This is a genomic window from Nitrosospira sp. NpAV, from assembly GCF_000832065.1.
In the GTDB taxonomy this organism is placed as follows: Bacteria; Pseudomonadota; Gammaproteobacteria; order Burkholderiales; family Nitrosomonadaceae; genus Nitrosospira.
Genome location: NZ_JXQM01000013.1, coordinates 57,240 through 69,474, shown reverse-complemented (window position 1 = coordinate 69,474; position 12,235 = coordinate 57,240). Strand labels below are relative to the sequence as shown.

12 protein-coding genes are annotated in these 12,235 nt (G+C 50.0%); 3 read left to right on the top strand and 9 right to left on the bottom strand.

What is annotated here, in order from left to right; translation table 11 throughout:
• The first annotated feature begins 457 nt into the window (after positions 1-457).
• The gene (locus tag SQ11_RS08875; RefSeq protein ID WP_232297946.1) at positions 458-1,213 is read left to right on the top strand and encodes an FkbM family methyltransferase; all 756 of its coding nucleotides are present in this window, start codon (positions 458-460) and stop codon (positions 1,211-1,213) included.
• Here the strand turns inward: SQ11_RS08875 and SQ11_RS18245 are convergent.
• Together SQ11_RS18245 and SQ11_RS08870 are read right to left on the bottom strand one after the other, a co-directional pair.
• Positions 1,210-1,371, bottom strand: a complete 162-nt coding sequence (locus SQ11_RS18245) for a DUF2165 family protein (protein WP_084226792.1) — start codon at positions 1,369-1,371, stop codon at positions 1,210-1,212. The genes SQ11_RS08875 and SQ11_RS18245 overlap by 4 nt on opposite strands.
• A gap of 169 nt (positions 1,372-1,540) precedes the next feature.
• The gene (locus SQ11_RS08870; RefSeq protein WP_041513803.1) at positions 1,541-1,777 is read right to left on the bottom strand and encodes a hypothetical protein; all 237 of its coding nucleotides are present in this window, start codon (positions 1,775-1,777) and stop codon (positions 1,541-1,543) included.
• 467 nt (positions 1,778-2,244) lie between these two features.
• On the opposite strand from SQ11_RS08870, the gene SQ11_RS08865 reads away from it, so the two are divergent.
• Both SQ11_RS08865 and ligD read left to right on the top strand, forming a co-directional pair.
• Positions 2,245-3,162, top strand: coding sequence for a Ku protein (locus SQ11_RS08865; RefSeq protein ID WP_041513802.1), 918 nt, complete (start codon positions 2,245-2,247; stop codon positions 3,160-3,162).
• Between the two features lies 1 nt (position 3,163).
• Complete coding sequence (gene ligD / locus SQ11_RS08860) at positions 3,164-5,707, top strand: DNA ligase D (protein WP_041513801.1); 2,544 nt, start codon at positions 3,164-3,166, stop codon at positions 5,705-5,707.
• A 15-nt stretch (positions 5,708-5,722) separates the two neighbouring features.
• Here the strand turns inward: ligD and smbP are convergent, their stop codons facing one another.
• From smbP to SQ11_RS08825, 7 genes are all read right to left on the bottom strand, one after another.
• Positions 5,723-6,121, bottom strand: a complete 399-nt coding sequence (gene smbP / locus SQ11_RS08855) for a small metal-binding protein SmbP (RefSeq protein ID WP_084226791.1) — start codon at positions 6,119-6,121, stop codon at positions 5,723-5,725.
• A 142-nt stretch (positions 6,122-6,263) separates the two neighbouring features.
• Positions 6,264-7,298, bottom strand: a complete 1,035-nt coding sequence (locus SQ11_RS08850; protein ID WP_041513799.1) for a methyltransferase — start codon at positions 7,296-7,298, stop codon at positions 6,264-6,266.
• 86 nt (positions 7,299-7,384) lie between these two features.
• Positions 7,385-7,858, bottom strand: coding sequence for a PAS domain-containing protein (locus SQ11_RS08845; protein ID WP_041513798.1), 474 nt, complete (start codon positions 7,856-7,858; stop codon positions 7,385-7,387).
• A 17-nt stretch (positions 7,859-7,875) separates the two neighbouring features.
• A complete protein-coding gene (locus tag SQ11_RS08840; protein WP_041513797.1) occupies positions 7,876-8,379 on the bottom strand; it encodes an SRPBCC family protein in 504 nt (167 codons plus the stop codon).
• Between the two features lie 269 nt (positions 8,380-8,648).
• On the bottom strand, positions 8,649-9,518 hold the full coding sequence (locus SQ11_RS08835; RefSeq protein ID WP_041513796.1) for an SDR family oxidoreductase: 870 nt from the start codon (positions 9,516-9,518) through the stop codon (positions 8,649-8,651).
• A 119-nt stretch (positions 9,519-9,637) separates the two neighbouring features.
• Entirely contained in the window at positions 9,638-9,823 is a 186-nt protein-coding gene (locus tag SQ11_RS08830; RefSeq protein WP_041513795.1) for a hypothetical protein, read from the bottom strand.
• A gap of 355 nt (positions 9,824-10,178) precedes the next feature.
• Positions 10,179-12,143: an AsmA family protein gene (locus SQ11_RS08825; protein WP_041513794.1), complete on the bottom strand. Its 1,965-nt coding sequence runs from the start codon at positions 12,141-12,143 to the stop codon at positions 10,179-10,181.
• Positions 12,144-12,235: the final 92 nt, after the last annotated feature.

The window sequence follows — 12,235 nt, the reverse complement described above, 5'->3', positions numbered from 1 at the left end:
TCGACCGCCTATTCTTCAATTTAGTGTTATGATCCAAAAAGATTTTGTGCCTCACTTTACCTTCATCTTTATGTTGAGTTTGCTACGGAGCGGATTGCACGGTTTTTACAGCACATGGCTGCGTTGTTCGCAACGCCCTGGAATGGGGCCACTCCGGAGCGTGGCACAGAGGCCCCGCGAAACGGGAATCGGGCAGCGTAGGGAATGCCGCGACCACGCTTTCCTACCACGGGAGGCCCGCACCCTGCTTCGGGGTCACCCTTTCCTGCGAAAGGCGCTGCTCCCCCTTGCACGGTCGCACTATTCCGCGTCGTTGCGGCTTGCCTTGCACCGAAAAACCGCTTATTCCATCCCGTCCAACTGCCGGATTTAGGTTAGAAGGAATAAACCAATTCTCCGGGCATTCATTCGCCTTTCCACTAGCAAATCTACGGTTGCCAACATGAGCTCATTCTTCATGAACATTTTATCAGGATTTTTCGCGGCACTTTATGGTGTGAAAGGCGGCTACACACAAGTAAACGTCAGAGGTCAATCCATACGTATCGCGGTGGATAACATGCGGACACTTCAACGAGCAAAAACATATTCCATCAAGGAGCCGGATACGCTGGATTGGCTGGACAGCTTCGAACCCAATTCGGTTTTTTTTGATTTGGGCGCGAATATCGGTCAATACTCATTATACCCCGCCAAGAAGTTTGGGGATGCTATCCAGGTATATGCCTTTGAGCCCCAGTGCATCAATTATTATCTGCTCAACAAGAACGTATATTTAAATAAACTTGAGAAGAATATTACCGCATATGGCGTCGCCATATCAGGGGTTAGCGGGTTTTCCAAATTGTATATTCCGAGATTTATTGCCGGCGGAAACCGTTCGCAGTTTGGGAAAGAAGATCTGAAGACCATGAAACGACCGGCTAGCCATATCCAGGGCATGCTCGGTGTAACGCTGGATGATTTATGCGGTAAATGGGGATTGCCCTGTCCCAACTACATCAAGATAGATGTCGACGGCATCGAGATTCCTATTATAAAAGGCGCGGAAAATACTCTCAAGAATCCGGATGTCAGGTCGGTGATCATTGAACTGGGGACCAGTGAAGAGCAGGAGGAGGCGGTAAAGCTGTTGGAACAGGCGGGCTTCAAAGTGAAGTTCAAAACTACCAAAAATTGGGGTGAAACCTGCTTTATATTCGAAAGAGCTTAACTCGAATGTTCCATAAATTGAGCTGACATCACGTGCTGTACGAACAATAAGTTCGACTGATAGTCCAGAGCGTTATTAGCAGCGACCATCAGCGACGGACATCCTATTCCGGCTATCATAAGAATCCTGCTTATCCGGATCAGCAGGGATTTTTCCATTATTCAGGTTGGGTTCTCATGAATACTCGGCCATGGAAAATCCGGCCTTTCTTCTCTCTATTCAGCCAACATTCCACGTTAGAAAAGACCAGCCTCTATATGACTTTCCGAGTGTGTCAGTAGCGCTTCACGGAGATTTATTAACGCCTACCTAGTTGATGGAACGCGCTTACGCATTACTTTCGGTTTTACGCACGCCGCGGAAATTAAGGGCGGCCAGTGCAACTTGAAGACCAAGAACGGCGAAGGCTTGCGCGTGCCATCCCCAGATTACCCATAAGACGTTGCTAAGGAGGGAAAGCAAGAATCCGGCATGGCGCTTACCCTTGGACTGAGATGTCAGCAGCCAGACCGACAGTATGTTAACCACCATGGCGGGCCATTGTAAGAGGGAAAAATAATCCATATCAATTTACCTTTCTCATGGAAATCTGTTTGTTATTCAAGATGACGTGCAAAACTTCGCGGTCGGCTAATTTTTTTTATAAATGACACAATGACTTGCTGAGTAGTCGGAATAATCTCCCGCCGACAGTTGATCGCCGGATTGATGCCCATAATAAAGGGTCCGTGTGCAATCGCACATACAATAAACAGAATGTGGGGAAAAATATGTCCGGGTCCACATCGATGGGCGGGTAGATTTTGCACGTTTCACTATCCAGTCCCATTCCAGAATGGGGGACAGTGTAGCTTTGCATTATTCTGAATCCGGCGGTTGACTGCTCGTTTGTCAGTTCAGAGACTATGATTCGTACTCATTCGACATGGAATTACATTTACGTGGCGTGTGCCTGGCCCCGCGCCCATAAAATCTCTCCCTTCATCCCGTCCAACTACTTGAATCAGGATTATTTTTTAATGGCGTAACTCATGGCTGCCTCAAGTAATCGAATCTTATGGAAAGGCGCTATCAGCTTCGGGCTGGTGCATATACCCGTGGCGCTTCATTCCGCAACGTCGGAAGAAGGGCTTGATTTTGATTGGCTGGACAAGCGCAGCATGGATCCGGTGGGTTATAAGCGCATTAATAAAAAAACCGGCAAAGAGGTGGGCAGGGAAAACATCGTCAAGGGAATTGAGTATGAAGAGGGTCAATATGTCATTCTGAGTCAGGAAGAGATATCGGCCGCTTACCCAAAGGCCACACAAACAATTGAGATCGAAACATTTGTCTCTCATACGGATGTCCCATTTCTGTACCTGGAGCGGCCCTATTTTGTCGTACCGATCAATAAGGGCGCAAAAGTCTATGCGCTTTTACGTGAAGCGCTTCGCAAGACTCAACGTATTGGCATTGCCCGGGTGGTCATCCAAACCAAACAGCATCTGGCTGCGCTCATACCATCAGGTCCGGTGCTGGTGTTGAATTTGCTGCGCTGGGGTAATGAAATTCGCGGGTGGGAAAATTTGGATCTTCCCGCTGAAGGGATGAAAGCATCCGCTATTACAGAAAAAGAATTGAAAATGGCCGAACAATTGGTAAACGATATGAGCTCGACATGGAATCCCGAAGAATATCGGGATTCCTTCAAGGATGAGATCATGAAGCTTGTGCACCAAAAGGCGGAAACGGGTGACATCCAGTCCGTGATTCAGCCTGAACAGGTGGAAACCTCCAGTGGCGGGGCGCAGATTCTCGACCTTACCGAACTGCTCCAACGCAGTTTGAAGAAAGGCGGAGGCAAAGACGATAATCACGCCGCAACGTCGGTCAGAAAGCCTGCGAAGGCAGATACGCGCAACGTATCAAGCCGAACCGGCGGGGCACCCAAGCGCCGCGCGATGTGATATGGCACCGCGGGATTCGCTCAAAATCTATCGGGAAAAACGTAATTTTTCCGTAACGCCCGAACCGGACGAAATGGCTAAAAATGCCGAGGAGGACGAAGCGGCGTTGTCGTTTGTCGTGCAGAAACATTGGGCAAGCCGGCTGCATTATGATTTTAGACTGGAGCTCGATGGAACAATGAAAAGTTGGGCCATTCCCAAGGGACCCAGCTTCGATTCGAACGATAAACGAATGGCAATCCACGTTGAGGATCATCCCATTTCATACAATCGCTTCGAGGGCCAGATTCCGGCCGGACAGTATGGCGCGGGCAAGGTTATTATTTGGGACAAGGGAACCTGGGTTCCTCTTCAGGACCCCCGCAAGGGTTATCGCGACGGCAAGCTAAAGTTTGAATTGCGCGGGCAAAAACTGAGGGGCCAATGGGCGCTGGTTCGCATGAAAAATACGGAAGAGAGAAAACAGGAACCGTGGCTGCTTATCAAAGAGAAGGATGAATATGTTCGTCCATCAAACGAGTATAGTGTTGTGGATGAGTTGCCCGATAGTGTAGCGGGACTTGAATCCCATCATCCGAAAAGAAAAACCCCCAAGCCCGCGGCCAGTGCAAGGAGAAAACAAAAAAAAACCCCAGAATTTCCCGAGAAAGCCCTTGAAGCCGCTCTCCCTCCTATCCTGGACCCGCAGCTTGCCACGCTTGTGGATAGCCTTCCCGCTCATCCGGCCGATTGGGTATATGAAATCAAGTTTGACGGTTACCGGCTACTCTGCAGGATTGAAGGTGGGAACATCCAGTTATTCACGCGCAACGGTAACGATTGGTCTCATAAGCTGCCTGACCTGGTAGAAGCATTAGGCAAAATGGGTCTGAAATCGGGGTGGCTGGATGGGGAGATCGTGGTGCACGGCGAAAACGGTATTCCTGACTTTCAGGCGTTGCAGAACGCTTTCGATAGTTCCCGCACGCAGGGTATCGTCTACTATCTGTTCGATATCCTTTTTTATGATGGATACGATTTGAGAAATGCCCCCGTCACGGAGCGCCGTGCATTTCTGAAAACATTCTTTGAAAAATCGCCGCCGGACCCGGTGCGCTTCAGTGAAACCTTTGATGCTCCAGCCGGAGATATCGTTGCATCGGCATGCCGCATGGGATTGGAAGGTGTCATCGGTAAACGCAAAACCTCGACATATATCTCCCGACGTTCCTCCGACTGGATAAAACTTAAGTGTAGTCAACGGCAGGAATTTGTGATCGGAGGCTATACCCATCCACAAGGCTCCCGCATTGGATTAGGTTCGCTTTTGCTCGGCGTTTACGATGACAAGAAACTCCGATATGCCGGCAATGTGGGTACAGGCTTCAGCGATAAGACGCTTCACGAACTTAAGGCGAAGTTAAAAAAAATCGAGTCAACACGCAGTCCTTTCAATGAAGCAACCGATATCGATCGGAAGGCGCATTGGGTTATGCCGACGCTGGTAGCGGAGGTCTCGTTCGGCGAATGGACGCGGGATGGCCGTATACGTCACTCGGTTTTTCATGGTTTGCGTACCGATAAGAAAGCGATGGCCATTATGCGCGAAAAGCCGGTTCATCCAACTACCGAAAAACCCACGATTATGACTTCAATTCCAGCCTCCCTGCGAGTCACTCATCCCGAACGCATAATCGATCCATCCACTGGATTCACCAAGATGGAACTCATCCGCTACTATTCGCTAGTCGCCCCTTTAATGCTGGAGCATCTTAAAGGAAGACCGGTATCACTGGTGCGTGCGCCGGACGGTATTACGGGTCAGTTATTCTTTCAGAAACATTGGGAGAAAGAGCATCTGTCGGGGGTCAATCAGCTCGATGCAGCGCTGGATCCGGGGCATGAGCCATTGCTTGAAATTTCAACGGCTGAAGGCCTGCTGTCAGCCGCTCAAATGAACGTAATCGAATTTCATACCTGGAATGCCACAAAGAATGTCATCGGCAAACCCGATCGGATAACATTCGATCTCGATCCCGGTGAAGGGGTGACGTGGAAGCTTATCCAGGAATCAGTTCAGCTTGTCCGCATATTTCTCAACGAGCTGGGATTGAAGTCGTTCCTCAAAACCAGCGGGGGAAAGGGCTTACATGTTGTCGTTCCAATCAAGAGGCTGCGCGATTGGGATACGGTGAAAGATTTCTCTCAGGCGATCGTTCAGCATCTTGCCAAGACAATCCCGCAGCGTTTCGTCTCAAAAAGCGGATCGCGTAACCGGGTTGGAAAGATCTTTATCGATTATTTACGCAACGGTTTTGGTGCAACCACCGTATCCGCCTGGTCAGTTCGTGCACGCGAGGGTTTAGGCGTATCCGTGCCCGTGACATGGGAAGAACTGGAGCGGCTTACGAGCCCCACTCCCTGGTCGGCTTCCAATATTCATGAGCGCCTCGACAAAGGCAACGAGCCTTGGGCAGACTATGGCGCCACCCAGCAGTCCATACTGCCAGCGATGAAAGCATTAGGATTCAAACCTGGCAAGGGCACATCCAGCCGAGACGAGTGACATCCCATGCCAGTTTTATTTGGATTGCTCTTTCTCACGTAAATGAGCGGACGCTCTTTCCACAGCTTCAACAGCTTGCTGGGTATGTCCTTCTTTAGCTTCCTCAATAGCTTCTTCGATTTCCTCGAAGGCCTCCTTATCGTGTTCCGACTTCTGATGCTCGCCATATATGGGCTTCTGAAGATGGGTGTAAGGATGATCTTTATTCTGCTCGATCAACTCCTTTCTGGCTTCTTCGCTGTGACTAAGGACACCTTTCGTGCTACCCTCTTTTCCACTTTTAATAGCTTCTTCCAAATGTTCCTTGGCTTTCTTGCCATGGTCTTCTTCCGCATGAACCAGCGCGACACCTGCAGTAAGGAGCAGTAGACCCATTGTCATGCCATACGCCGAAGCTTTTGCTGAGTTAGTCATGATGAATTGATTGGATACAGATAAATATTAGACCTTCGATTCCCTGGGCTGTTTCAATTTCATGAGGCGCATGCCGCCCAAGTGATCGGCAGACAATATTTAAATCGGTGCGTCAACGTAAATTCACAGAGTATAAGGCAGTTCAAGGCTTGATCCCGGTAACGATAGAGTAATGCCCGAAAGCGGGGTAGGCCTGTATGTCGTCAAATCCCGCAGCCTTCAACATATCCGATAACTCGAGGCCCGAGTATGACGTCCCTTCCGTCCATCCCATCATGAGCATGCTATACGCCGCAGGAGCGAAAGGGCCGGTCTTCTCGTCATTATAGAGTACGTCATGGATGATTATACGTCCGCCGGTTTGCAGACTCTTGAAACTTTTCTCGGTGAGGAACTGATCCCTCTCCGCCGGCCAGTCATGGTAGATGTTGGAATAAAAATGGAGATCGGCTTCAGGAAACGGATCATTCCACATGTCGGCAACGTGGGTTCTAATGCGGTCTTGCAAGTCATGCCGGGCAATGAATTCCTGAGCTACCTCGCATATCGGGCCCAAATCCAGAACCAGCGCTTGTAAATCCGGTAATCTCAATGCGGCGCCGATCGAGTGCGCGCCCGATCCCCCGCCGATGTCGAGCATCATATGATGATTGTCAAGTTTCAGGGTGCTGGGCCATGCAGCCGCCAATGTCATGCTGATACTATGCATTCCACGGGTGAATCTCCGCGCGAGCTCGGCCTGCTCTTCATGAGACTTGTAAATATCACCGCCTCCATAGACCTGAGGCGAGTTTGTGAGTACTGCCTGTTCCAGGCTCGCATAGGAAAATACCTGTGCATTATCGATCATCATATCCCAGAAGAAACCGAAATAGCTGGGACTCTTTTCGAGGAGGTAATCTTCCGAGCGTGCGGTAAGGGAATAACGGCCATTTTGCAGGGAAAGAAAACCCAATGCTGTGGCCGCTGTCAGAATTGCTTCGGCCGGGCGTCGCTGCAGGCTCAGCATCTCGCAAATATCTGTAAGTGTCCGCGCGCCATCCGCGAGTAACGGAAAGACTTTCAACCGGTGGGCTATCAATAATGCCGGGTAACCATAAACCGCGAACGCTACGTCCCATAAGGCACGGTCATCGGATCGAGGTCCTTGAATGTTCACAGGCGATTGTGGAGTCATAGAAGTCCTCTTTTACCATGATTGATTAATTTTGTAGGCAAATGGCTGTTTAATATCACCGATTCTGTCCTTGTTCAGGACTGAAATCAAGGTCTTGGCAGCAACGAGGACAGAAATCGGCGGGTATCGGCCTCTTGCTGCAACTTGAACTTCGAGATCATTTCTCTATTCCGGTTTACGTCATACTGAATGCCAAGATAATAAATAAGCCTTCCCTCGCCATCGAAAAGCGGAGTGAGCGACAGATGATTGAAAAAAAGCTCTCCATTCTTTCGATAGTTGCGAATCGTGACTTCGACAGGCAGGTGATTTTTGATGGCCTGCTGCATGGTGAGACGTGCTTCCTGTTCCCGATCCTTTCCCTGGAGAAAGCGGCAGTTGCGCCCGAGAATCTCCTCCTGGGAATATCCAGTCATAACCGCGAATTGTCTGTTCGCATAGACGATGGGCATATCTTCCTGATCAGGGTCCACCAGCGTGATGCCATTTATGGAGCTGTCCAAGATCTGCGACAAGATTTGCGGGATCAATCCGGGGTCTTTTTCAACTACAAAGGCCATTTTTTTCTCCTGGATATTTAGTGAGAGGAAGGATTGGGTGAAGCCGTTACATGTTTGCCGGTTTCCGTTAACTGTTTCAGATTTCTCACCGTGCGTTCGGCGCCTTCCTGAACCACTACGCGGATCAACTTCTCGAAGGGACGCATGAACATCTGGATCTCGCTCAATTCAAAAGTGAATATCAACTCAGCCGATTTGCCGGAATTAATCTCCCGCAACTCGTAGGTACAACGAAAAGGATCTGAAACGCCGACAAAGCCCAAACGTTTATTCCGCTCATAAACGTTTATGGTAAATTTCGTTTCTGTGCGGCGTCCCTGATCAATACGCACCTGTCTTGCTATCGTACCCAGTTTCAAGGGACCATCGGTGATTCGTTCAAGTTCGATGACCTCGGGAGACCATTTTGGATAATTTTCAAAGAATTCGTCGCCCAGATACCTGAATATCTCGTCGGGAGGACGTTCGATTAAAGTCCTCGCCTTGGCTATCACAGGTTCCTTGGCGCCTAAATTGAACATGCTTCATGCTCCTGCTTGCTAGCCTGCGGGCTGAGGATCGGACTTCAATTTAGATAAAATATGAGTGTTGCCGGTTATGCCTGATTTATCGCCGCGAGCGAAACAGCAGCGAGTCATCAATATCTTTTGGATAAAGCATAGCTTATCTTAGCCTGCCGGGCTTGGCTATTTGTCCGAACTTGTGGCACAACGAGCAACGCGGGCGGCATCCATGATGCCGGCCATTAACGCAAGACTTGCGGCTTTGCCATAATTCCTTATCGTTTTCCTTAACCATTCACGACATTTCCGCCATTCGGATGCAATACCTGTCCCGACATGTATGAGCTATCCCGAGAAGCCAGGAAAACATAGCAGGGAGCCACTTCGTCCGGCTGTCCAGGTCTTTTCATGGGGACATTTTTGCCGAAATCGGCAACTTTCCCGGGAGAAAAAGTGGAGGGTATCAGTGGTGTCCATATCGGGCCGGGGGCGACAGCATTTACATTTATTTTCCGGTCGCTTAGCTGGAGCGACAATGATCGGGTAAAGGCGACGATGGCCCCCTTCGTCGCCGAGTAGTCCAGCAGATGCGGGCTTCCCTTATATGCGGTTACCGAGGTTGTATTGATGATACGTGCACCCTTCTTTAAATGGGGAAGTGCCGCCTTTACCATGTAAAACATTGAAAATATATTTGTACGGAAGGTTTTCTCGAGTTGCGCGCTATCGATCTCCGCAATACTTTCGCGAACGTGTTGCTCAGCGGCATTGTTAACAACAATTTCGATATGCCCAAAAATTGCAACCGCCTTCGCCACAATTTCAAAGCAAAAGTTTTCCTGTCCGACATCACCACTCATTAAAATACATTGTCTGCCGCATTGTTCAATTTCTTTTTTTGTCTTATTTGCATCTCCATGCTCATTCAGGTAGGTAACGACGATATCCGCACCTTCTTTCGCAAAAGCGATCGCCACGGCGCGGCCGATGCCGCTATCACCCCCGGTAACGATTGCAACCTTGGAGGTCAGTTTGTCGCTGCCCTTGTAATCTTCAACGGTAGAATCCGGTGGGGGCGTCATTTCGGTTTCCAATCCTGGCTGCCGGGCCTGATGTTGTTTAGGGACCTCCTTTTCTTTTTTCTTTCGTTCCGCCATGGCTACCTCGCTAATGAAGATTCATACACTGCTATTCCCGCCACAGGTGTACTTCGGCCGGGCATGTAGACGTTATCTTGTTCCGTGTTCAGGCGTGAACATCGTTTTAATGAGAGAGATCACGACTTCTTTGAATCCCTGCCGGAGCCGGATTTCTTCCCGCCGCCGGATATTTTGTTCTCCGTTGCCCAAGCTCGCCGCTCCGCTTCTTTTTGGGGAACGCCACGTTTCTCATATCCTTCTTCAATATGTTCCGCCTGCCGTTTTTGTTTGTCCGTATAGGATGATTTGTCGCCTCTTGGCATGATTCAGCCTCCTGTATATGAAATTCCCGATCAGTCCGATCAATCCGGATAATCCATCAGGCGGCGCTTCGAGCCTGCCCAGGTGCTGCCGATCAGCTTACGGCCATCACCTCCCGTCCTGAGGGATTATCCGGGCTCAAGTATTCGCGCGCCGCTTCCATGATGGTGGCAAAGCCGCTTATCATCAATCTCCATCAATTGCCGTTATTATTCCGTGCGCTGGCACACATATCAGTGAACTGCGGTCATTCGCCGCTTGCCGAGACGTCCATGGACCCAGCAAGATTTATCCTCATGGCAAAATCGTCTCGCAACCTGTCTTCCCCTCACCCTGCGTCATGACGGATTGCTGGTTTTATTTCTTCTTTTCGGTTTGAGGATTTTCCTTCTGAGCAGGAAGCGGCTTTTTCACCGAGGCGATCAATGACCTGCAATTGTGATCCTCACCCGGGCCGGTTTCGATCAATGGAATCAATGACGCAAGGGGCGTGGCGAAAATACCCAGCAGTACTGCCGCGCCGACGCGTATAGCCAGCATTTTGTCCGGATAAATGACGGGTTCCTTGAAGGTGCCGGAAATATGGACAGGCGTACGCAGACTCACGATACTGAAGTCCTTAGGCTCGGGGGATATCTTCATTTTTATCGTTTCGTCGGCGAGACTTATCTGGCCTTCCCCCAGGATATTGGTATCTGTGGTGTCGATGACGAAGGCCTCACTCTTCATCATGCCCTTTTTTATATCGAAATCGGCAACGGCACATCGCACTTTCACATTTTTATCACCGGTAACCAGGAATCTGAGGATTTCAGCTCCGTCCAGTCCTATGATTTCCAGCATCATATTGCTGATCTGGCCTCCGGACATGATCAATCCGAAGCGCCCATCCGCCGACCCCAGAAGCGCGCCCACGGATTTTCCCTGGCTTTTTATGCGTGCCCTGCCACCGATCAGGCCCGAGCTGTCATGCGTGAGTTCGCTCTTGGGAAACAATTTCGGCAACTCCAGTTTTTTGAAATCGACCTGAGCTTCCCCTGCAGGGAGATCGCCGCGGGCATTTATCGTGACATCGGCATTGATGCTGCCTCCCGCCACAACGAAATCCGTATCAAGCGCCATCAGACCATTTTCGATGCGGGTGTGGCTGACCAGTTGTTTTACTGGCAGGTCCTTGTTACGAATGGATTGGCCGGTGAACTTAATGTCAGCATCCATTGCGCGCAGTCGATCCACCCTGAATTCCTGGTCGGGTAGGAGGCGGTCGCGCTGGGCCGCTATCGAAGCTTTCTTCTTCTCTTTTTTCGCAGGACTGTCTTGCGGTTGAGGACCTTTTCTCGCTCCGATAAATCCTCTCAGATCTTCCAGGTCGAGGCTCTGAGATACGACATCCCCGCGCAGCATCGGACGTTCGCCTCCGGTATCAAAAAGAATGTCTCCGCCCAGATCGCTCGTGCCGACATCTCCAGTGAATCCTTTTAGAGACCACTCGGTTTTTTGATGCTGAAGTCTGCCTGAAACTCGGTATGGGGGTGAGGGGAAAACCACAATTCCTGTTATCGGATAAAGTGCTGATAGATCGTCGCCGCGCACTTCCAATTTCAAATCCATTGCTGACAATGTTTGAAGTCCGGTAATCGTGCCGTCAAACGCGGCATGCGTGGTTCCGATCTGGACGTTCCCCTTGATGGGATAGGCGCGGTTCTTGTCCATGAGTGACATCACTTCTCCCCCATGGATTTGGGAGCTAAATTTCAAACTTGTGAATTTGCCCTCGGCCAGTATATTGATGGGTGTTTCCCGCGCATCTGCTGAGGTCGAATCAGTCGCTATCCTTGCGGTTACGTCGGTCTCGGTCTTCGGATCGCGAAAGATGAGCGTACCTTGATCAATGGTGAGCCTGCCGATTTTTGGTAATTCCGCTTCTTTCTCCTCTTTCTGCAGAACCCAGTTGCGCTTTCCCTCCAAACTTTTTTCCAGGAGGATTTCTGGCCGCGATATCGATAATTCCGGCAGAACAATCTCCCCCCAGAGCAGTTTCCACGGGTTGATGCGGAATGAGAGTCTCTCAGTAGCGAGCATTGGCTGCCCGGTACCCCAATCGGCATTGGCAAGCGAGAGTCCTTCAACGCTGATTTTCGGGTTGAGGGACAAATTGACGTCGAGGTTGCCCCTGATTATGAATTCGCGACCGGTTTTATGAGTGACTTGCCGTTCCACATAGGGTTTCAAGATGTTCCAGTCGAACAGCGCAACCGCTATCACAACGATCGTGAATATCGCGGCGAGGGTAATCAATATTTTTCTGGAACGAGCTCTCATTGCGCGTGGAATTCATGATTCAAAGAATGCCGCAGAAGTCATTTGACATAAATACAGCGTTGACCCTCTCCAGCGAATTTACTGGTGAATTC